This window comes from Pokkaliibacter sp. MBI-7 (assembly GCF_029846635.1).
Lineage (GTDB): Bacteria > Pseudomonadota > Gammaproteobacteria > Pseudomonadales > Balneatricaceae > Pokkaliibacter.
Genome location: NZ_JARVTG010000002.1, coordinates 687,250 through 708,144, shown reverse-complemented (window position 1 = coordinate 708,144; position 20,895 = coordinate 687,250). Strand labels below are relative to the sequence as shown.

The 20,895-nt window shown below is 52.9% G+C and carries 21 protein-coding genes; 13 read left to right on the top strand and 8 right to left on the bottom strand.

The annotated features are described in order from the left end of the window. Window positions 1–73: 73 nt before the first annotated feature. A complete protein-coding gene (locus tag QCD60_RS22880) occupies window positions 74–496 on the bottom strand; it encodes a heme-binding protein (protein WP_279788776.1) in 423 nt (140 codons plus the stop codon). 130 nt (window positions 497–626) lie between these two features. Between QCD60_RS22880 and QCD60_RS22875 the strand changes: the two genes are divergently transcribed. Then, window positions 627–1,349 (top strand): GntR family transcriptional regulator, encoded by a 723-nt coding sequence (locus tag QCD60_RS22875; RefSeq protein WP_279788774.1) that lies wholly within the window; start codon window positions 627–629, stop codon window positions 1,347–1,349. Window positions 1,350–1,421: 72 nt separating this feature from the next. On the opposite strand, the gene QCD60_RS22870 is transcribed toward QCD60_RS22875, so the two are convergent. Further along, window positions 1,422–1,856, bottom strand: coding sequence for a VOC family protein (locus QCD60_RS22870; RefSeq protein ID WP_279788772.1), 435 nt, complete (start codon window positions 1,854–1,856; stop codon window positions 1,422–1,424). Window positions 1,857–2,032: 176 nt separating this feature from the next. On the opposite strand from QCD60_RS22870, the gene QCD60_RS22865 reads away from it, so the two are divergent. The 3 genes from QCD60_RS22865 to QCD60_RS22855 are packed head-to-tail and all read left to right on the top strand — an operon-like array spanning window position 2,033 to window position 3,752. Beyond that, a complete protein-coding gene (locus tag QCD60_RS22865) occupies window positions 2,033–2,554 on the top strand; it encodes a tail fiber protein (RefSeq protein ID WP_279788771.1) in 522 nt (173 codons plus the stop codon). 42 nt (window positions 2,555–2,596) lie between these two features. After that, window positions 2,597–3,136 (top strand): tail fiber protein, encoded by a 540-nt coding sequence (locus QCD60_RS22860; RefSeq protein ID WP_279788769.1) that lies wholly within the window; start codon window positions 2,597–2,599, stop codon window positions 3,134–3,136. A gap of 37 nt (window positions 3,137–3,173) precedes the next feature. Next, a complete protein-coding gene (locus QCD60_RS22855) occupies window positions 3,174–3,752 on the top strand; it encodes a tail fiber protein (protein ID WP_279788767.1) in 579 nt (192 codons plus the stop codon). 230 nt (window positions 3,753–3,982) lie between these two features. Here the strand turns inward: QCD60_RS22855 and QCD60_RS22850 are convergent, their stop codons facing one another. Next, window positions 3,983–4,480, bottom strand: a complete 498-nt coding sequence (locus QCD60_RS22850) for a GNAT family N-acetyltransferase (protein ID WP_279788765.1) — start codon at window positions 4,478–4,480, stop codon at window positions 3,983–3,985. A gap of 187 nt (window positions 4,481–4,667) precedes the next feature. Between QCD60_RS22850 and QCD60_RS22845 the strand changes: the two genes are divergently transcribed. From QCD60_RS22845 to QCD60_RS22820, 6 genes are all read left to right on the top strand, one after another. Beyond that, entirely contained in the window at window positions 4,668–4,967 is a 300-nt protein-coding gene (locus tag QCD60_RS22845) for a hypothetical protein (RefSeq protein ID WP_279788763.1), read from the top strand. An 11-nt stretch (window positions 4,968–4,978) separates the two neighbouring features. Beyond that, complete coding sequence (locus QCD60_RS22840; protein ID WP_279788761.1) at window positions 4,979–5,707, top strand: sulfotransferase; 729 nt, start codon at window positions 4,979–4,981, stop codon at window positions 5,705–5,707. A gap of 14 nt (window positions 5,708–5,721) precedes the next feature. Beyond that, the gene (locus QCD60_RS22835; RefSeq protein ID WP_279788759.1) at window positions 5,722–6,603 is read left to right on the top strand and encodes a sulfotransferase domain-containing protein; all 882 of its coding nucleotides are present in this window, start codon (window positions 5,722–5,724) and stop codon (window positions 6,601–6,603) included. Between the two features lie 485 nt (window positions 6,604–7,088). Continuing rightward, window positions 7,089–8,708, top strand: a complete 1,620-nt coding sequence (locus tag QCD60_RS22830) for a methyl-accepting chemotaxis protein (RefSeq protein WP_279788757.1) — start codon at window positions 7,089–7,091, stop codon at window positions 8,706–8,708. A 110-nt stretch (window positions 8,709–8,818) separates the two neighbouring features. After that, entirely contained in the window at window positions 8,819–9,190 is a 372-nt protein-coding gene (locus tag QCD60_RS22825) for a hypothetical protein (protein ID WP_279788755.1), read from the top strand. 61 nt (window positions 9,191–9,251) lie between these two features. Next, on the top strand, window positions 9,252–9,800 hold the full coding sequence (locus tag QCD60_RS22820; RefSeq protein ID WP_279788753.1) for a hypothetical protein: 549 nt from the start codon (window positions 9,252–9,254) through the stop codon (window positions 9,798–9,800). A 209-nt stretch (window positions 9,801–10,009) separates the two neighbouring features. Here the strand turns inward: QCD60_RS22820 and uxaC are convergent, their stop codons facing one another. The 4 genes from uxaC to QCD60_RS22800 are packed head-to-tail and all read right to left on the bottom strand — an operon-like array spanning window position 10,010 to window position 15,752. After that, complete coding sequence (uxaC, locus tag QCD60_RS22815; RefSeq protein ID WP_279788751.1) at window positions 10,010–11,425, bottom strand: glucuronate isomerase; 1,416 nt, start codon at window positions 11,423–11,425, stop codon at window positions 10,010–10,012. 33 nt (window positions 11,426–11,458) lie between these two features. After that, entirely contained in the window at window positions 11,459–13,876 is a 2,418-nt protein-coding gene (locus QCD60_RS22810; RefSeq protein WP_279788749.1) for a glycoside hydrolase family 31 protein, read from the bottom strand. 49 nt (window positions 13,877–13,925) lie between these two features. Beyond that, window positions 13,926–15,230: a TRAP transporter large permease gene (locus QCD60_RS22805; RefSeq protein WP_279788747.1), complete on the bottom strand. Its 1,305-nt coding sequence runs from the start codon at window positions 15,228–15,230 to the stop codon at window positions 13,926–13,928. A 33-nt stretch (window positions 15,231–15,263) separates the two neighbouring features. Beyond that, a complete protein-coding gene (locus QCD60_RS22800) occupies window positions 15,264–15,752 on the bottom strand; it encodes a TRAP transporter small permease (protein WP_279788744.1) in 489 nt (162 codons plus the stop codon). 407 nt (window positions 15,753–16,159) lie between these two features. Between QCD60_RS22800 and QCD60_RS22795 the strand changes: the two genes are divergently transcribed. Both QCD60_RS22795 and QCD60_RS22790 read left to right on the top strand, forming a co-directional pair. Next, entirely contained in the window at window positions 16,160–17,146 is a 987-nt protein-coding gene (locus QCD60_RS22795; RefSeq protein ID WP_104154550.1) for a TRAP transporter substrate-binding protein, read from the top strand. A gap of 175 nt (window positions 17,147–17,321) precedes the next feature. Beyond that, a complete protein-coding gene (locus QCD60_RS22790) occupies window positions 17,322–18,098 on the top strand; it encodes an FCD domain-containing protein (RefSeq protein ID WP_104154549.1) in 777 nt (258 codons plus the stop codon). Between the two features lie 106 nt (window positions 18,099–18,204). On the opposite strand, the gene QCD60_RS22785 is transcribed toward QCD60_RS22790, so the two are convergent. After that, entirely contained in the window at window positions 18,205–19,245 is a 1,041-nt protein-coding gene (locus tag QCD60_RS22785; RefSeq protein ID WP_279788741.1) for a LacI family DNA-binding transcriptional regulator, read from the bottom strand. 413 nt (window positions 19,246–19,658) lie between these two features. On the opposite strand from QCD60_RS22785, the gene QCD60_RS22780 reads away from it, so the two are divergent. Continuing rightward, a complete protein-coding gene (locus tag QCD60_RS22780; protein ID WP_279788739.1) occupies window positions 19,659–20,666 on the top strand; it encodes a Gfo/Idh/MocA family oxidoreductase in 1,008 nt (335 codons plus the stop codon). The last annotated feature ends 229 nt before the right edge of the window (window positions 20,667–20,895 follow it).

Genomic DNA, 20,895 nt, shown 5'->3' with positions numbered 1-20,895 from the left:
AGACAAACCACATAAATAGCGAAGGCTGCCCACCGGCAGCCTTCCCCTACACTGCTTTTAATCTGCGCTCTCTTTAGCGATAGCTCAGCCCGGCGGCTTCTATCCCGCCAATAACAATCATCTCGTCTTCATCCCCTGTTCCACCTGACGCTCCTACCGCCCCCATCACCTCTTCGCCCTGAACAATCAGAACGGCCCCCGTCTGAGGAATGAAGGGTTGCGATGCGGTACTGGCAATAGCAGAGAAAAATCCGGGCATTTCTGCTGCCCGCTTGGCCAGCACACGACTGTTGCTTCCCATGCCGATACTGGCGCCCGCCTTGCCTGCGGCGATCTCCAGTCGCAAATGACTGGCACCATCCTCGCGCAGGCTCAGTACGGGGTGGCCTGCACTATCGATAACCACGACGGCCATAGGCCTGAATCCCTTTTCTCGCGCGATCTGTAACGCGTTGTCTACAATAACTCGGGCTTGTTCAAGGCTTACATTTGACACGGGACTTGCTCCTGCTTGTTTTAATATATTATTTTTATTTTGAGCATTATTTGCATACAATCACAAGCCTGACGTCATGTAAGCTTTCCGTCAGCACACGTTTCCCAGGCAATGGAATGAAGAAACACTTATGGCCCGTAAACCCTCTCTGATCACTGTTAATGGCGTCGCGACACGGGCCACCAGCCTCTACGACCAGCTACGCATCGACATTCTGAGCGGTCAGCTTGAACCTGGCAGCAAACTCACCATCGATACTCTGACGGAACGTTACTCCACCAGCGCCACCCCGGTACGGGAGGCTCTCAACCGGCTGATCTCCGACAATCTTGTGGAAAAACGTGAACTACGTGGCTTTGTGGTGGCAGGCATCAGTGCTCAGGATCTGGAGGAGATCACGAAAACGCGCTGCTGGCTTGAAGAACGTGCCCTGCGCGAGTCTATTGCTGCCCGCTCGACCGTCTGGGAAGAGGAACTGGTGCTGGCTCATCATCGCCTGAGCAAAACGCCCCGCTCTCTGGCTGATGATCATTTTGAAGACAACCCTGACTGGGAACCCTTACACCGCGCCTTTCACCGTACACTGATCTCCGGGTGCGGCTCACGCTGGCTGGTCAGTTTCTGTGAGCTGCTGGCAGATCAGCACCACCGCTATCGCACACTGTCTGCGCCCCGTGCGTTTTCTACTAAGCGTGACGTGAAATCCGAGCATACGTTGCTGATGGAAGAAGCCATTGCCGGTAATGCAGACCGCGCTGTGGAGCTGCTCTGTGCCCATATCCGCCGTACAGCCGACATCATTAAGGGCGATCCGGAGCTGTTCAGTGAGCATGAACAGGCTGATAGCGAGTAAAAGCGGGTCTTAGCTGAAAGGTATGGATATGGTGACAGGCGCTCTGCGGTCAGGCGCCTGCCCGTGAGGATGTCAGGCATGTGGCAGCGAGACCAGCTCCATTTGTGACCCCCACGGTGTTCTGAAGTAAAACCATTTTACGCCGTCAGCATTGGTAATGGGCTCGTTGAGCACCTGCAAGCCTCTGGCTCTGATGATTCCAATACTTTTGGCTATATCAGGGGTACGCAGTGCAATGTGCGTGGAGCCTGCATCGTCCTGATAAGGTTGCGACCGGTTGACCTCTGCGCCCTCATATTGAAACAGCTCAATTTTTGAACCACCAGGTAATTCCAGCATGACAAAGCGACTCAGCTCACTGGAATGGTGCCAGTTAAAGCTGGTTTTCCATGCCGCCGGTATCTCACCCGGACGAATGTCGGAGATCACCCTGGTACCCAGCAGATCGTGAAAGAAGCCAATGGCCTCCGCCACGTCTGGTACGTTAATCCCAATATGATCAATCACACTGACCTGCAGTGCAGGTGTCTATGAATTACTTATACGTGTGGCCGGGGATGCTGATGCTGATAAACATCTCCTTTTACTAAAAAAAGCTCACACCTTCTGGACATATAGCTACTCTCTCAGCTACACCTTGAGGCGCAGTTAAAGCCCTTCCTGGCTAACAAGGAGATGCTCTTATGAGTGACGCGTATTTAGGTGAAATCAGGATGTTCTCGTTCCCCTTCGCCCCCACCAGCTGGGCGAAGTGTGATGGTGCAGTTATTCAGATCACACAGAATCAGGCATTGTATTCCCTGCTTGGGAACAGCTACGGGGGGGATTTAAAAACGTACTTCAACCTGCCCGACCTGCGTGGCCGCACCCCGATGGGTAATACCTATCCGAATGCCGCCACCACGCCCGGCGGCGCTGAAGCGGTTACGCTTACCGCCGCTCAGATACCTCTTCACAATCACTACGTGCAGGTCACCACGGAGACTGGCACCGATGCTGCTGCTAAAGATACCTTTTATGCAGGCGTCCCCCAGGGGGCCGGCCCCACTCCTGCCAATCTTTATGGGCAGGCATCTTCCAACTTAGTGAAGATTCAACCCTCATTGACGAGCACAGGAGGTGGGCAGGCACATAACAATATGCAGCCCTTTTTGGTGACGAACTTCTGCATCTGTATATCGGGCTATTACCCACCCAGATCTTGAGAACCCACTACCATTTTTATTGCATATTGAGAGGATGTAAAAATGGATCCATATCTGGGTGAAATCCGGATTTTTGCCGGCAATTACGCGCCGGAAAACTGGGCTTTCTGTAATGGCCAGTTGTTAGCAATTGTTGATTATCAGGCTTTGTATGCCTTGATAGGGACAATATACGGCGGAGATGGTCGTAGCACTTTTCAGCTGCCTAATATGAATGGCAGTGTTCCCGTGGGGCAAGGCCAGGGAACAGGGCTGACCAACCGGGTGATGGGGCAAAGTGGCGGCAGCCAGTCGGTCACCTTAACAGAGGCGCAAATACCAGCTCATGCCCATGATCTGTATTGCAGTCCGTTAACCGCCACCAGTGCTACTCCTAACCCAAGTCTTCTTTTTGCAGATACGGGCAGTAGTAGTTATCTCGTGTACACCAACCCGCAGCAGGGTCAGACTACACAAGATGTGAATTACAACGCTCAGGCCATCAGTGCAACGGGGAGCAATGCCGCGCATTACAATATGATGCCCTATATCGGCCTCAATTATATTATCGCTTTACAAGGCATATTCCCGACTCAGTCATAGTCAGCCATTTAGCCTAATTGAATAACTCAGGAGAATTATGATGAGTGACTGTTTCACTGGGGAAATCAGGTCATTTGCTTTTAAGTTTGCCCCTGAAGACTGGGCATTTTGCAATGGTGCCATACTTAACATCAGTCAGTATCAATTACTTTTCGTCGTTATTGGTAATGCATTTGGAGGAAGTATGACCAACCAAAATTTTGCAATTCCAGATTTGCGCCAAAAAGCTGTTGCGCACCCGACAACAACAGTCACGCCGGGAATGGTGGAATATGTTCAATACGGTGTTTCATCAGGTGTCGCTTCTGTAACGCCGACGGCGTCACAAATGCCCGCTCACACTCACACACTGCACCGCTTAAATGTTCCGGGCGATTTTACCAATAAGTCTTCTGCGCCAGGCACCGGCAGCTATCTGTCCTCCTACACTTATCAGACGGGGCCTACCACCTACACACAACTCACTGCGCTGGAAAAAGACGGCTCCCCCAATACCACATTACACCCCGCTTCGATCGGCCCGACAGGCGGTCAGGCACATGAAAACCGCCAACCCTATCTACCCCTGAATATGTGTATTTGCCTGAATGGGGTCTATCCACCACGACCTTCATGACGCTAGTCGTATTATTTAGTCCATGCCCTGATTCTTCAGGGCATGGGCTCGCTCCTGTAAGCCACGGTCATGTTGAGTAAGAATAATCGCTGATCAATACAATAACCTGCTGTGCTATATCAGTCTGTGTGTCGAGAGCTGGCGAGCCGCGAAGGTGGTGGCATACTGATCAGCTCAGATAGCATATCGACACCGGCGATCGCCCTTCTTTTTGGCGCCCGTCTTCACCTTTAATTCGCGCTCCACTCCATTAACTGATAAGGGCCATTAGGCTCACCAACTGGCTTAAAACCTTTTCGCAGGTAAAGCCTTTGTGCAGGGTTAAATACTTCAACGTGGATAGATACTTTCTTGTGTGTATCCTTCCCCTCCGTACACACCTTATCCAGCAGTGCACCACCCAGTCCCTTATTACGGACGCTCGGCATTAACGAAATATCCACAATCCTGATTTCGTCTGCAGAACGATAAATGTACAACCTGCCTATATCTTCCTCACCAGCCTGCACAATCTGAAACTCAGCATCAGCATAATATTTATCATAATGCAGGGTTTGTAGTTTGAACTGATCCTTGAGAAACAGGCTAATTTGAGTCTCTGACCACCCAGTGCTTGCCATTTCTTCCCACCGGACAGAAAGATACAATGCCTCAAGAAAAGAAAAATCATTTTCAGCCCGCTGGCGAAAACGAATATCCTGATTTACCAATACGTCCAAGTAATTCATATCTACTCTCTGCAGTTAAACCCACCAGTCACCAAGGCAAGCATATAATATGGTGCAGCCACCTTTGCACTGAATGGATTTGTCTTCCACCAAGGCATATATCACATCACGCACCATACAGGTTGCACTATGATCAATACGCGTTTACCTTTCTACCCACTATCTGCACAATGCTGGAATCAATGCCATGACTTCTCCTATCGACCTGAACCTTATAACCCATGAAGACTTCAAAAGAGTGCTTGAGCAAACCTTTGTTGTAGGAGATACCGGCATAGAGTGCACGCTGATGAACGTGTCCCTGCGAAGCCCGCACCCAGACCTTACAAGAACACCCTTTTCACTAACGTTTGCCAGCAACAGTAAAACCATACTGCCTCAAGGTACCTATCACTTATTCAACCCTGCGCTGCCTGCGCTCGCCATTTTTATTGTTCCTATTCGCGAGGAAAAAAACGGAATCGTATACCAGGCAGTATTTAACTAAGGATTGGCTAAGTGACGCAATTAGGATTTCTTGTAGGTGGTGCACAAAAAGCAGGGACAACCGCCCTATTCAACTATCTGAAAGACCATCCTGACCTGGTGGCCCCCCGCGCCAAAGAGTTACATTATTTTGACAAAGAAGAAGCCTGGGAGTCAGATTCGTATCTCCAGTCCTTTTTCCCTAAAGGCGAATCAGGTATTTATTTCGATGCAACGCCCATATACTTGTACTGGAAGCTCGCGCCCGCGAGAATATTTGAACATAACCCAAGCATGAAATTCGCCTTCATATTACGCAACCCAATAGAAAGGGCATATTCACACTGGAATATGGAATATCATAGAGCGAAAGATAACATTGACTTCTATACAGCAATTACAACGGAAAAAGAACGATGTGCAAATTTTTCACCACTACAACACCGTGTCTATTCTTATATTGATAGAGGATTCTATTCGGATCAATTATCAAGGTATTATCAATATTTTCCAAAAGAACAAATTCATTTAATTCGTTATGAAGATCTAAAGAATAATCATTCTGACATTCTTTGTTCACTCTATGATTTTCTGAACATTCGCCAAATACCGGCTCCTGATTTTATACAACAGCATCATATTCCTTACAAATCAAAAATGTCTCATGAGGCGAGAGAGTACTTAGTAGAAATTTTCCGGCCAGAGGTTAAGCGGCTTGAGGCAATGACTGGCTGGGACTGTCAACACTGGCTGACTAGATAAGGAGAATAAAATCCATGTATTGGCATATAGGGTTGCACAAGACCGCTACAACCTGGCTGCAAGATATTATCTTCAGAGTGCATCCTGAAGTGAACGTTGCAAATAACACTAAGAACCCTGCAGCAACTCCGTTACTAAAAACAATAATATCATCTAATCCTTATATGTATTGTAGAGAAACAGCAACACGCGAGTTCAACTTAATACAGCACGAGGAAAATAAGAAAACAGTAATATCTGCCGAGCGTTTATCGGGCCACCCAGCTAGCGGCCACTATGACCAGCAGCTGATTGCGCAGCGTATCGCCTGTTTAGATCCTGATGCTAGAATTATCTTGTCGATTCGTTGTCAAAGTACGTTAATCCCCTCTATTTACAACCAACTTTTAAAAGCGGGACTTGTTGCGACATTACAAGACCTACTGAGGGTAAGTAGTTGGAAGGTAAGAGGCTTTGATCTTGATGCTTACCACTTTAATAAAATAGCTAGATTTTATTTTTCTCTTTTTGGAAGAGAAAATGTACAAATTTGCTACTTTGAAGATATAAATACTCAACCCAATAAATATCTTGATAAAATATTTACATTTTTAGATATTAAGAATACAGCAACCGATGAGAATTATAGCACGATAGTTAATCCATCTTTAGAATTATCAAAACAAAGAAGTCAACTAGCCATTAACTACTTTAGAAGCTCTGAATTTAATTACAATCTATTGCCACAGTCATTGGCAGACATAAATAAGATTGCACCCTTTTCAGATAGAATCATTGATGTTATTCCAAAAAATCTGATGTCTGAGGAAATTGAACATTATCTTCACGAATACTTTCAGGAGTCTAATCGTGATTTGAGTAACTTACTACCTGACCTGCCTATGAATTATTTATAAATTGATGGTGTGATATCTCTTTTCTTCAGATATCAAATAAACAGAATCCAAAACCAGATTGTCCCATCCTAATAGGCGAGATGGCAGTGTGTCTGCCAGACCTGATTTAGAGGGTGACTCGGCGTCTTAGTTGTCGGGGGAGGCTGTTTTTTGGATAGTGTCCAGCAGCAAGGCAGCACCAGCTGCTGTCCCACCCTCTAGGATCTTGCACGGTCCCTGTCGGTAGAAGTCGCTTCCTTCAAACTGTAATACACGTCCCTCGTTGCCTTTTCTACAAGGCTGGCTATCCGGAATGACCGGGCTCCAGCCTTCTCACCTACCCTCACAGCTGCACATCTTTAACGAAATGTCCCTTTCTGCACTTCGATGACGCCAATCTGAGTACCAAATACTCGAAGGGGCTTCCTGTCCTGAAAGTCAGGATTACTATAAGTTTTCCGTCTTGTCACCCAACCGTCAGTCAACAAACCAAAGGGAGTATGCCGGTGAGTTTAAGGAATATCAGTGTCAGTGCCCGAACCGCCATCAGCTTTGGCTTTCTCTTTCTTGTCCTGCTTGGCGTGGGTTTGCTGAGCATTCACAGAATTAACATGATGAAGAATGATGCCCAGCAGCTGGAAGAAAACTGGCTCGCCAGCATCGCCATCCTCGGCAAGATCTCCATTGATGTGTACGAAATTCGTGTTCATACCCTGAGAATTTTCGTGGCCTCCGATCGCAACGAGCAGCTCAGGGACATGGATGATATCAAGGAGCATAAACGCGTCTACAAAGAGGATATGCAGCACTACGACAAACTGATCAGCTCCGAGGAAGAGCGTACTCTTTTTCAAAAATTTCAGCAGTCCGAGATGAAGTATGAGGCGGCGCAGGGTCGGGTGCTTGCCTCGATTGCCGATGCCACGACCCCTACCCCTGATGATATTGTGCAGATGAACAGCGCGGCGGGTCAGATGGGTGAACATCTGGAAGATCTGGTCAAATTGAACCGTCAGGGAGCCGATGAGGCAGGTGAAGATGCCAAAGCCAACGCCGAAAGCTCGCTCTGGATACTGATTCTGGTACTGGCCATCATGGCTGTTGTGGTTGCCATCATTGCCGTCGTTACCATCCGCAGCATCAAGGGACCACTGCAGGAAGCAGTGGCAATCGCCAAACACATTGCCTCCGGGGATCTGAACAATTCGATCAACGCAGCTGGGCGTGATGAACTGGCGATACTGCTGTCAGCCTTAAAATCCATGCAGGATGCGTTGCGCTCCATTGTCTCCAAGCTGCAGCACACCAGCCACCAGCTGGCTGACAACTCTGCCGACATCGACTCCGCCACAGCGCACACACTGCAGGGGCTGACTCATCAGAACGATCAGATTCAGCAGGCCGCCACAGCAGTCAACGAACTGACCGCAGCCATAGAAGATGTAGCCAATAACGCCACGTCCACATCGGAAGCATCACAGGCTTCGGCCAGAGCGGTTGATCAGGGCAAACGTCTGGTGTCGCAGACAATGAATGAGATTAACAGCCTTACCCGTGACATCGACAGTACTTCGCAGAGCATCACGGCGCTGGCTGACAAGGCCGCCAATATCAGCAAGGTGCTGGATGTGATCCGGGCTGTGTCAGAGCAGACCAATCTACTGGCGCTGAACGCAGCGATTGAAGCAGCCCGTGCAGGTGAGCAGGGCCGTGGCTTTGCTGTTGTGGCAGATGAAGTGCGGTCACTGGCACAGCGTACGCAAGACTCCGCCCATGAAATTGAAGTGATGATCGCGGAAGTACAGTCCGGTGCGCGTCAGGCCGTCACCTCCATGGAAAGCAGCACCCGACGCGCTCAAACCACCCTGCAGGTATCACAGGAAGCGGATTCTGCACTGGAGGTCATCATGCAGTCCGTCAGTGAGATCAATGACCGTAACCTGCTGATTGCCAGTGCGGCTGAACAGCAGGCGACGGTGGCCAAGGAAGTGGATATGAATCTGGTCACCATTCGCGATATTGCCGAACAGTCCACCGAATCGGGCCAGGCGACCAGTACCGCCGTGGTGAAACTGGTTGAACTGTCCGACTCACTGAACAGGGAAATCGCGACCTTCCGGCTCTGATCGGCGTCACGGCAGGCAGTATGTCCTTCTGCCTGCCATTTTTTCAGCTCAGCATTAAGCGTAGATTGTTCGCAGAGCAGTAGATCTATGTCACCAGAGGGTGTGATCTGATGGAAAAGTTGAATGCTGAAATGACCCAGGCTCTCGGCGGCCTCACCGGGCGCGTGGGAGAGCTGTTGCAGTCCATAGATAGTATTGCGGCCTCGGTAGCGGAGCTGAGGACCAAGCATTACGAACTGGAGAATCATCTGGCGATTTCAGATTCCATACTGGCATTGATGCTGATGAATCATCCGGATCCAGAGTGCCTGCAACAGGAATGGAACAGTTTTATCGCGCATTCGGTCGCTGAGCTGGCCACCACTCAGGCAAAGTTGCGGCAAATTGATGATGACATGGCGGAGAAACTCTCCCTCAACAGAAAGAAAGTCATTAACCACTGGACCAAGGTGTTGGAAATCGCCGTGGGCAATCAGAAATAACCGATTATCGGCTTTGATCTGACCAACAGGCATTCCGATACCGCACTGAAGGGCTGTCAACATGCTGCTCACTCTGCGTAAACCCATGGACTCTGCCCTGCTTCCCGCTGTACTGCTGTTCTTGGTGCTGGTGTCTTCGGCACTTTATGCCACGTTCAAGATCACCGAGCTTTACCACTTCAATGCCTCCTTCGAGGAAAGGCACAAGCAGATCAAACTGCAGATCAAGGAGCTGCTGTCTCTGGCAGACACCCTTGAACACACGCTGACGACCTTGCAGCAGACGGGCACTCCCACTGACCAGAACCCCTTACAGGCCTTACTGACGGACGTCTGGCAGCAAACGAAATCACTCTCCAGCCTGATCCTCTGCCCCCGTGAGAAAACCTTCTACTTCGCCCTGCTTGCCGTTGAGGACAATCTTCGTGTCAACGTGCATCAGGCTCTGAGCGCAGCCGACAGGGCCGGTGGCAATAACATTCCGTCACAGCAATCGGTCGGTATGAGCATGGACATGATGATGACAGCGATCTATCGCCTGCAGACCGCCGTCCATCAGCGCAAGGAAATTGATAACTACGTGATCTGTGCTGACGAACAGCCACGCTAGACAGGATGAGAGGAGGCAGCGGAAAAACGTCACCGCTGTCTCATTGGTCAGAGTGCCCAGTGCTCTGGATAGCTGGATAGCTGGAAAATGGAATTGCTGGAGCATGGGATACCGGCAGCTTGTGCTCACGAACCGTGAGGTGTTCGCCTGCAGTGCCAAGACGCCAGACACACCTCACCCATTCGTAAGCACACCGGGTACAGCTCAGATCAGCGCTGCCCCAGACCGAAATACTCCACGGCGTTATTGCTGCAGATGTCAGCAATCATGGGCCCCAGCAGGGTAAAGTCCGCCGGTGCTTCGCCATTTTCCACCCAGCTGCCGATCAGTTCGCAGAGAATACGGCGGAAATACTCATGACGGGTGTAAGACAGAAAACTGCGCGAGTCGGTCAGCATACCGACAAAGCGGCTCAGCAGTCCCATCTGTGACAGGCTGACCAGCTGGCGGATCATGCCGTCTTTCTGATCGTTGAACCACCAGCCCGAACCAAACTGCACCTTGCCGGGAATGCTGCCATCCTGAAAGTTACCGATCATGGTGGCCATCACCTCGTTATCACGCGGGTTCAGGCAGTAGAGAATCGTTCTGGGCAATTCGTCAGTGACATCCAGTGCATCAAGGAAACGTGCCAGCGGATAAGCCACCAGCTGATCGCCGATGGAGTCGAAGCCGGCATCCTTGCCAAGACGGTGGAACATACGGGTAGAGTTGTCACGCTGCGCCCCGATATGCAGCTGCATCGCCCAGCCGCGTCGGGCGTACTCACGCCCGAGCCAGACCTGCACCGCAGTGAAGAACTGTGCAATTTCCAGTTCGCTCAGCGCCTGACGCTTCAGGCCCTTGTGCAGAATGCCGTCCAGCACCTGCTCTGCAGGCACCTCGGCAAAACGCATGATCTCGATACCATGATCCGCCGCACAGCAGCCGTGCGCGGCAAAGTGTTCAAGACGACGGCTCAGGGCCTGTAACAGATCTGCAAATCGGCTGATGTTGATATCCGCCGCCTTGCCCAGTTTCTCCATGTACTCAGGGAACGTCGGCTGATCAATCTTGAAAGAGCGGTCAGGCCGCCAGGTGGGCAACACTGCGATATCAAACTCACTATCAGCAGCGATACTGCGATGGTGTTCCAGGCTGTCTGCCGGATCGTCCGTGGTGCCGACCATGCGCACGTTCATCTGCTGCATGATGCCGCGGGCGAAGAAAGCACGGTCAGCCAGCAGCTCATTGCACTGGCCCCACACCGACTCTGCCGTGACCGGCGAAAACAGCACGGAATCAATCCCGAACGGCCGGCGTAACTCCAGATGAGTCCAGTGATAAATAGGGTTACCAATGCACTGCGGTACCGTTCTGGCCCAAGCCTGATACTTATCCCTGAACGAGCGTTCGCCGGTAATCAGCTCCTCGGCAATGCCGGCGCTGCGCATGGCCCGCCACTTGTAGTGATCACCTTCCAGCCACAGCTCGCCGATATCGGCAAACTGGCGGTTGGTGGCAATGTCCCTTGGGCTCAGGTGACAGTGATAGTCATAGATCGGCTGATCTTTGGCGAAGTCGTGGTACAGGCGCCGCGCAGTGTTTGAAGACAGCAGGAAGTCTTCGTCCATAAATGATTTCATCGTGATCCTCCGTATAGTGAGCAGCGGGCGCGGTTACGCACGAACCTGCGCATCAGCAAGCGCAAAGGCAGCGCCATGGGCGTACTGCTTGCCGTTGATGAACAGCGCGCGCTTCTCACCCACCGGCAGCTCCAGCGTCAGTGACGTATAGGCAGGCACCCAGTGACCTGACCTAGCGATCTGCAGCTCAATGCGCTCATGACTGCACTGCATGTCGATCTGCAGCAGCAAATGACCACCCTGACGATAGGCAAAGCTTTCGCCGTCATCATCAAATACCGTGGTGCTGCCCTGCCCCTGACCTTTGTAGGGGAAGACCAACAACTGACGCTGACTGTCCTGACTGGCATCAACGTGAGCAACACGGCTACTTGCGGGAATGATGGCCCCTGCACGGGCCAGCAGTGGGATCTCCTCCAGCGCTGCCGACAACGTGATGGTCTGGCCACCGGCGTACCAGTTCTGACGGTGGAAGTCGTACCAGCCGTCGCCGTTATCAGGCAGATACACCTGACGCTGACGTTGCCCCTGCTCCACCACGGAAGCGACCAGCAGATCACGGCCCAGCATGAAGTCATCACACTCTTCAAAGGTCCGGGCATCATGCTCATGGTCAAGGAAGGTCGGGCGCAGCATAGGCTCATGGGCATCGTGAGCCAGCCACAGCAGATGATAGAAGTACGGCAACAGGCGATAGCGCAGCGCCATGGCCTCACGGATGACCGGTGTCACTTCCGGATACATCCAGGGCTCATTGACGGTACGATCATCATTCCAGGAGTGAATGGTGAAACGCGGGTGCATCACGCCGTTCTGTACCCAGCGGGCAAACAGCTCGGGTTCGGGGCGCATACCGGCGAAACCGCCGACATCGTGACCAACGTTGTATAAGCCTGACAGGCTCATGCCCAGGCCCATGCGGGTGTTGTAGCGCAGGGTTTTCCAGTTGGTGTAGTTGTCGCCGGTCCAGGTCTGGGCGTAACGGTGCATCCCGGCACAGCCAGAGCGGGAAATCAGATAGGGGCGCAGTTCGCTGGCAAACGCCTGCTGAGCCTCGAAAGAGGCACGCATCATCAGCAGCGTGTGCAGCGGGCGAATGCGCCGAACTGGCATTTCCTTACCGAAGCCGACGCAACGTGCTGCCGAATCCCATACTTCGTATTCGTTGTTGTCGTTCCAGGTCGAGTCGATGCCCTTGGCCAGCAACTGCTCGGTGACATTGGCCTTCCACCAGTCGATAGTGTCCGGGTTGGTAAAGTCCAGATGCGAACCTTCATCATCCCAGAACTGCGATGATTCCGGCTCGTCAGTCTCAGAGTCTCTGATGAACAGTCCTTTTTCTTTCACTTCAGCAAAGCGTGGGTGATCCTGCAGCAAACAGGGCTTGATGTTGGCTGCCAGCTTCATTCCGGCACGGTGGAAGTCAGCACTCATGACTTCTGGCGTCGGCACCTTGCTGTAGTTCCAGTTGAAGACATAGCGTTTGTTGTTGATGGAGGTATAGCCCGATGACAGCTGGAAAGAGTCGCAGGGAATGTTGTGCTGCTTGCACAGCTCAACGAACTGCAGCAGCTGCTCCTGCGCGTTATCAGCGTCAGTGTAATGCATAGTCGAGCCACTGTAGCCGAGGCTCCACTTCGGCCCGAAGGCGGTGCGCCCGGTCAGCTGTGTGTAGCGTCGTGTCACCTCCAGCGTACTGGGGCCAAAAACCATGTAATAGTCGAGATCACCGTCTTCAGCGCGGTAACTGCGGTAGAAACCATGATAGTTGTCCAGTTCGTTTCCCAGATCAAACCAGCAGCTGGCCAGGTTATCGTAGAACAGGCCGTAACTGACGCCCTGCCCTTTGGCATCGTCCTGCTGACGCACGATGTAGAAAGGAATGTGTTTGTACAGCGGATCGGTGGTTTCTGCGTCATAGCCCATGGCATCCAGATTGCGCATCTGGAAACGCTTGCCCGCCCGGTTCAGGTTGCCGGCTTTCTCGCCCAGGCCGTAGTAACGGTCGTCACGCTTGCGTGCCATAAAATGGCTGACAGTGTTTTCCGTCACACCGAACATATAGGCGCCGCTGGTGCGATCCTGCGCCAGTGGCTGCCAGTCGCCGGTCGCCACGCATTTGTGCTCCCAGATCAGACGTAATGGCTTTTCCACGGTCAGGCGCAAACCTGCTGTTTCCAGCCGCAGGCCTGAATCCAGATGCTCCAGTTTGAAGTCTGGCAGGGAAAAGCCATCTGTACTCATGCGGTCGCGGCCCTGCAGCGCTACATCCTGATCGCTGGTAGCGATTGACCAGGTTTTGTCGACCACGCTCTGTTTATTCTTTTTAAACAGCACCCGAATCAGCTCGTGCTCCAGCACAAACAAATGCAATGAGTGTTTGCCATCACACTCAAGATCAATCCTGTTGCCTGCTGCTTGGACAAACTCCCAGTGTTTGACTGGTTTCATTTCTTATTCTCCGTGAGGAAAGTGGGTAGCAAAGATTGATGTTCGGGTGTTACTGGTAGCCAAGCAGAACCTGAGGCAGGAACAGGCTGACCTGAGGGACATAGGTAACGAGCAACAGGCACAGAATCAGCACAACGAAGAACGGCAGCAGTGGTTTAACGACCTTGTCGATCTTCACCCCGCTGACGGAACAGCCCACGAACAGGGCACTGCCCACCGGCGGCGTGCACAGGCCGATACAGAGGTTGAAGGTCATCATGATGCCGAAGTGCACGGGGTCCATGCCCAGATCTTTAGCCACTGGCAGGAAGATCGGGGTAAAGATCAGCAGCGCGGGAGTCATGTCCATAAAGACACCGACCACCAGCAGTATGACGTTGATGATCAGCAGAATGACAATGGGGTTCTCGGAAATGCCCATCAGCGCATCGCTGATCATGAAAGGAATATCCGCATTGGCCATCGCCCAGGCCATGGCCATGGAGGCGCCGATCAGCAGCATGATCATCGAGGAGGTCATGATGGATTCAAGGATGATCTTGGGCAGCTCACGCACCGTCAGCTCACCGTAGAACACCAGCGCCAGTAACAGGGTGTACACCACCGCAACGGCAGATGCCTCAGTCGCAGTAAAGATACCGGCAACGATACCGCCCATGATGACGACCACCAGACCGAGACTGGGCAGCGCACGCAGGGTAATTGTCCAGGCATCGGACAGACTGACCCGCTCAGAGACAGGGTAGTTACGGCGTTTGGCAATGATACCGGCGACCAGCATTACTCCCAGCCCCATCAGCAGGCCGGGGACATAACCGGCGAGGAACAGCGCACCAATGGAGGTGCCGCCAGAAATCAGCGAGTACACAATCAGCGCATTACTGGGTGGAATCAGCAACCCGGTCGGGCAGGACGTGATATTGACCGCCGCGCAGTAAACCGGGTCATAACCGCTCTTTTTCTGCAACGGTGACATGGTGCCGCCCACCGCTGCAGCCGCGGCCACCGCCGAGCCGGAAATCGACCCGAACAGCATGTTGGCAATGACGTTGACGTGGGCCAGCGCACCCGGCATCGGGCCTGCCAGTACTTTGGAGAACTCAATAAGGCGCAGGGCAATACCGCCGCGGTTCATGATATTGCCGGCCAGAATGAAAAACGGGATCGATAACAGCGTAAAGCTGTCGAGGCCGGAGGCCATTTTTTGTGATACCACCGCCAGAGTCGCATCAAAGGGCAACACCATAGCGATGGAAATAATCGAGGAAATCCCGATGGCAAAGGAGATAGGCACCCCCAGTACCAGCATCAGGAAGAAGCTACCAAACAAAGCCAACATTGCTGACCAGTCCATATTCTTATCCTTGTTTTAACAAGCGATTCGCTGTCAGTGATGGGAAAAGGCAAAGGTCTGCAAAGAGACCCACAGATCACGCAGCAGATAGGCAAGCATGAAGAACCCGCTCAGTGGCAGGGCCAGGTAGATCAGCCCCATTTGAATTCCCAGTGCCGGTGACAGCTGACCCACACTCAGGGTTTTTTCCATCAGCGTGCCACCGCCATAGAGCATCACCACTCCGGCGAAAAACACACAGGCCAGGTCAATGATGAATTGCAGTAACGCTTTGGAGCGCCCTTCCTGCGACATCAGCAGGAAGTCCATGGCCAGATGCTTCTTCTGCCCCAGGGTGTAGGCAGCGCCCATTAACCCTACCCAGATGAAGAGAAAACGCGCCATTTCGTCAGTGACGGTACTGGGGGTGCTCAGTACGTAGCGGGAGAACACCTGCCAGACCACGCAGGCGACCAGAATAACGGTGAGGAAGATGCAGAATTTGGACAGCAGGCTATCCAGGATCGATACGACTTTGTTCATGTAGCCTCCAGGTGACGATGGCCACCGCAGTGTTTGGCCACCTTCCAGAGAGGTGGTCGCCCACCCATTGGTTATTATTGTGTTTACTCTGCAACTTATCAGACCATTTGCGCAGTCAAACCAGCTTTATAGCTCGTCGGACATGACAATACCCTGACAGCGAAGCAGCAATGGGGCCGATAATGCACCACTGGCAAACCAATGGTCAACCAGATAAATCATCTGGTTGACCAATAGAAGTGAGCGTGGCAAAGTTGGTCCGGACACTTAAACCGCCCCGCAGTCAACTCGCCAGCAATGGCAGTCAGGGAGCAGAAGCTGTCACCACACGAGACACTGTCCGGTATCCAGCATCATCGCTGGCCGGTACCCACGTAAAAAAACAAGATCAACGTTGGAGAACCCGTATGTTTTCTCAGAAGCGAATTCTGACCAAAGTGGCCCTGGCAGTACTGGCAAGTGGACTGACATTGTCTGCCCATGCCGTTACCACCCTGAAACTCAGCCACAATGGTGACGAAAAAGCGCCCGTACACATTGCCATGAAGCACTTCGCCGACCTGGTGAAAGACAAGACTCACGGCGAAGTACGCATCCGTATCTACCCCAACGGACAATTGGGCAACCAGCGTGAATCCATGGAGTTGTTGCAGAACGGCGCGCTGGATATGGCCAAATCCAACGCCAGCGAGCTGGAATCCTTTGATGCCGACTACGGCGCGTTCAACGTGCCTTACCTGTTCCATGATCGTGAACACTTCTACCGTGCCCTGGAAAGCAAGGAAGTGGGCGACAAGATCCTCGATTCTTCCCGCCAGTACGGCTTTATCGGTATCACCTACTACGACGCCGGTGCGCGCAGCTTTTACACCAAGAAAGCCATCAATACCCCGGCTGACCTGAAAGGCCTGAAGATCCGCGTTCAGCCCAGCCCCACTGCCATCAAGATGGTCGAGCTGATGGGCGCAGCTCCCACCCCTATCCCCTACGGTGAGCTGTACACCGCTCTGCAACAGGGCGTGGTGGATGGTGCAGAGAACAACATCAACTCCATTACTACCTACCGTCACGGCGAAGTGGCCAAGTTCTTCAATCTGGATGAGCACACCATGATCCCTGACGTGCTGGTCATCAGCACCAAAACCTGGGACAAGCTGACCCCCGAAGAACAGACCGCGATGAAACAGGCTGGCCGCGAGTCCATGGAATACATGAAGCAGATCTGGGCGGAAAACGTTGATGCCGAGATGAAGAAAGCCAAAGACATGGGCGTGACCATCGTGACCGTCGACAAGGCTCCCTTTATCGATGCAGTCAAACCCATGCATGATGAGGCGCTGAAAAATACCGCCATTGCTGACTATGTCAAAGCCATTGATGCACTGGCGCAGTAAGGCTGACTGATCAATGCGACTAATTGCTCTGCAGTCATAACGTGAACGGCATGGCAATTTGTCTGCAGGCTGGTTGATCTGGGAGCCTCGAACCTAACAGAATACGGGTTCCCAGATCGAACCTTACAGCCACAGTGGACATTCAGAGTGCGTGCGTCTGGACAGAGTCAAATCCATGAACAGTAAAATAATTAAACCCAAGCGCCTCTATCAGGAGATAGGCAACAAGCTCTATCAGGAATTGGCCGACGGGCGTTACAAGATTGGTGACCGCCTGCCACCTGAGCGGGACATTGCCGAAAAGCTGTCAGTCAGCCGGGCGGTAGTGCGTGAAGCGCTTATCATGCTGGAACTGATGGAACTGGTAGAAGTGCGTCAGGGCAGCGGCGTTTACGTCATCAAGCTCCCTTCCGTGCAGCCTTCGGCAGAGCACGAAGAAAAGAGCGTGGACGCAGAAGATGCCGGCCCCTTTGAGATGATGCAGGCGCGTCAGCTGATTGAAAGCCATATCGCTGAATTTGCTGCCACTCAGGTGACCAAGAGCAATATCAAACAGATGCGCGAAGCCCTCGACATGGAGCGCAAGAATATCGAGCAGGGCACCGCTGACTACGATGGCGACAAGATGTTCCATCTGGCCATTGCCGAGGCGACCCAGAACAGTGTGCTGGTGGATATCGTGCTGAACCTGTGGGAGCGCCGTGAACGCAGCTCCATGTGGAAGCAGCTGCACTCTCATATCACCGATCAGACCTATCGCGAGAAATGGCTGGGTGATCATGACCGCATCCTCGCCGCGATCCAGCGTCGTGATTCCATCGAGGCACGTCAGGCCATGTGGCAGCACCTTGAGCACGTCAAAGATACGCTGATGGGGCTGTCCGAACACGGTGCACCCGAATTCGACGGCTACCTGTTCAACTCCAACCCGGTGAAAATTTCCGACTCCTGAGGCTATCGCTTCAGATGCCCCCACAGGCTCCGGGGATGACGCTGCAATCCCCTGCCGCCTGCTCTGTCTGCATGCCCCGATCAGCCCCTGAACGTGTTGCAGTGGGTCAGCACCCCGTTGGCTCGATATTTTCAGCAGTAAACAGCTCAAACGGCAGCGTCACTATCTCAGGCCGGAAACCTTTCCCAGCACCAATGGCACGTACCATCATATCCACGGTCTTTTCCGCCAGTGACGGCAATGGGTGCGAAATCACCAGATCAACAATGCCGTCAGCTAATGCTGCCCGTGTCAGATCAGTCAGCTCATTGCATACCACCGTAATCTCCTGCGCCCGTGGACTGCTACGCAGCGCATCAATGACGCCTTCCACTCCGCCGCCGGTAACATAGATCGCCACCAGATCAGGATGCAGTTCCAGCAGCTCCAGCGTCCCCTCTTGCGCCAGACGCGGCTCTTCCAGACTGATCAGTGCCTCGACCACATGGAAGTCCTGAGCTTTCTCGCGGAAGTAGGAACGAAAGCTGACCTCGCAGGTATCCTGACAGGCGTATCGATGGCTGCTTAACAGGATGCCCACCTTGCCGGGCTTCTGGCTCAGGCGAGCCACAGCCCACCCTGCGGTGCGGCCCGCCATACGGCTGTCCAGCCCGATAAACCCCATCCGCTCGGCAGTTCCCAGGTCCGAGACAATAGTCACCACGGGAATATCACGCTCGTACAGGGTACGCACCACCTGCCGAATCTGTGGGTGGTCAGCCACCGGCAAGGCCACCGCATCCACTTTGCCTGCCAGTGCGTCCAGCTCTGCGGCCAGTACATCCGGCCGCAGATCTTCCATATAGGTCAGCACCGGCTGATGCCCTGCCTGCACACAGGCGTGCTTCAGTTCCCGTCCGAGGCCCTGATAAAACAGACAGCTTTGCTTGAGCAGCAGGAACCCCAGTTTTTGTTGCTGTTCGACCTCTTTGACCCGTTCCCGCAGGATATTGGCCGCACGATAGTTGATAGCCTCCGCCGCCTGCAAAATACGCCGCGCCGTTTCCGGTTTAACCCGCGCCCGCCCGTTCAGCACCCGATCAACGGTGGCAGCTCCGACACCTGCGGCGGCTGCTACATCACTGATCGTAGGTCGTTTCGATTTCACTGCAGCAACTCCCTGATCATCATTTTTAGCCATCATCAAAAATGATGTTTTTACATCATTTAAATTTGTCGCTCCAGTGAGGTTAAAGATAGAACATCACTTCACTGAATTGACGCTGAATCGCGGCAATATCTAGAATCAAAGCCATTAAAGGATGGCTGGCTGAGCAGTGTAATGAGGTGGCCAGCATGATGAAACAAAAACATCAATGATATTTTTACATCATTAATGACGACATCTGCATCCACCCGGGAAGGTGCTCACATTCAACTCACCCGGATCAGACCTGCGTGTGCTGACCCTGCGCCACACTGAATGAGTTCCTGACGGCAGCGGCCATCTGACTGGCCTCGCTCATCATCAACAAAGACAAAACCAAGGCTGGAACAGCCAGAAATGAGAAAGGCCCTACTATGACTTTGAAGATCGGCGTTATTGGCACAGGTGCCATCGGTAAAGAACACATCAATCGCATCACCAATAAACTCAGTGGCGCCACGATCGTTGCGGTCACCGATGTCGATGCAGCGCAGGCACAGCAGGCGGCCAGCATTACCAACGTCAACGCCCGCGTGCACAGCACCGGCCAGCAGGTCATTGCCGATGCTGATGTAGATGCCGTGATCGTGACGTCCTGGGGGCCAACCCATGAAGAATACGTGCTGGCTGCCATTGCTGCGGGCAAACCGGTGTTCTGCGAAAAGCCACTGGCCACCACCGCGGAAGGCTGCCGCCGGATTGTTGAAGCTGAAATGGCACACGGAAAAAAACTTGTGCAGGTCGGCTTCATGCGTCGCTACGATCAGGGTTATCGGGCGCTGAAAGAGGTGGTCGACAGCGGCAACCTTGGCGCACCGCTGATCATTAACTGTGCACATCGCAATCCGGCCTTCCCGTTCTTCACCGATGACATGGCGATTACAGACTCCTTCGTACATGAAATCGATATCCTGCGCTGGATGCTGCAGGACGAGTACATCTCGGCTCAGGTCATCCTGCCAAGAAGCAGCAGTCTGGTTGCCCGCGACCTGCAGGACCCGCACATCATCCTGCTGGAAACCCGGGCGGGCGTACGTATCTCCACAGAAGTTTTCATCAACTGCCAGTACGGTTATGACATCTCCTGTCAGGTGGTCAATGAGAAAGGTATCGCTTACCTGCCCGAGCCGGCCTCAGTCACTACCCGTAGCAACGCGGTGACCGCGACGCCCATCCTGCAGGACTGGAAACTGCGCTTTACCCAGGCGTTTGATACCGAGTTTCAGGAGTGGATCAGTGCGACCCAACGCGGGGTGGTAGAAGGCCCGAACGCATGGGATGGGTATGTGGTGTCACTGACCTCCGATGCCTGCGTGCAGGCCAAGCATGAAAAACGCATCGTGCCCATCGATATCCCCGCCAAACCGGCCTTCTATGCCTGATTGATTTCCCTCTCTTGCGCCTGGCCGGTCACCATCACTCCGGTGTGACTGGCTCATTCAGTTGCCGCCCTTTAAGGGCGGCTTTTTTATGCCCCTCTTTGGCCGCAGATCGGCAGCAAACGGGTGATTAATGGCGGCAATCAGACAGCCATCGCCAGAACAGGGTTCTAAACTTGTAAGTCGAATCCTCTCACCCGCTTTCTGGTGACGATGCCCCAGCGGCTTGTTA

Excerpts from the sequence above, each read along its gene's own strand:
- QCD60_RS22835 (WP_279788759.1), top strand. The coding sequence starts at position 5,722 with ATGTATTGGCATATAGGGTTGCACAAGACCGCTACAACCTGGCTGCAA.
- QCD60_RS22810 (WP_279788749.1), bottom strand. The coding sequence starts at position 13,876 with ATGAAACCAGTCAAACACTGGGAGTTTGTCCAAGCAGCAGGCAACAGG.
- QCD60_RS22820 (WP_279788753.1), top strand. The coding sequence starts at position 9,252 with ATGCTGCTCACTCTGCGTAAACCCATGGACTCTGCCCTGCTTCCCGCT.
- QCD60_RS22790 (WP_104154549.1), top strand. The coding sequence starts at position 17,322 with ATGAACAGTAAAATAATTAAACCCAAGCGCCTCTATCAGGAGATAGGC.
- QCD60_RS22850 (WP_279788765.1), bottom strand. The coding sequence starts at position 4,480 with ATGAATTACTTGGACGTATTGGTAAATCAGGATATTCGTTTTCGCCAG.
- uxaC (WP_279788751.1), bottom strand. The coding sequence starts at position 11,425 with ATGAAATCATTTATGGACGAAGACTTCCTGCTGTCTTCAAACACTGCG.
- QCD60_RS22855 (WP_279788767.1), top strand. The coding sequence starts at position 3,174 with ATGATGAGTGACTGTTTCACTGGGGAAATCAGGTCATTTGCTTTTAAG.
- QCD60_RS22860 (WP_279788769.1), top strand. The coding sequence starts at position 2,597 with ATGGATCCATATCTGGGTGAAATCCGGATTTTTGCCGGCAATTACGCG.
- QCD60_RS22845 (WP_279788763.1), top strand. The coding sequence starts at position 4,668 with ATGACTTCTCCTATCGACCTGAACCTTATAACCCATGAAGACTTCAAA.
- QCD60_RS22800 (WP_279788744.1), bottom strand. The coding sequence starts at position 15,752 with ATGAACAAAGTCGTATCGATCCTGGATAGCCTGCTGTCCAAATTCTGC.
- QCD60_RS22795 (WP_104154550.1), top strand. The coding sequence starts at position 16,160 with ATGTTTTCTCAGAAGCGAATTCTGACCAAAGTGGCCCTGGCAGTACTG.
- QCD60_RS22825 (WP_279788755.1), top strand. The coding sequence starts at position 8,819 with ATGGAAAAGTTGAATGCTGAAATGACCCAGGCTCTCGGCGGCCTCACC.
- QCD60_RS22805 (WP_279788747.1), bottom strand. The coding sequence starts at position 15,230 with ATGGACTGGTCAGCAATGTTGGCTTTGTTTGGTAGCTTCTTCCTGATG.
- QCD60_RS22865 (WP_279788771.1), top strand. The coding sequence starts at position 2,033 with ATGAGTGACGCGTATTTAGGTGAAATCAGGATGTTCTCGTTCCCCTTC.
- QCD60_RS22780 (WP_279788739.1), top strand. The coding sequence starts at position 19,659 with ATGACTTTGAAGATCGGCGTTATTGGCACAGGTGCCATCGGTAAAGAA.
- QCD60_RS22875 (WP_279788774.1), top strand. The coding sequence starts at position 627 with ATGGCCCGTAAACCCTCTCTGATCACTGTTAATGGCGTCGCGACACGG.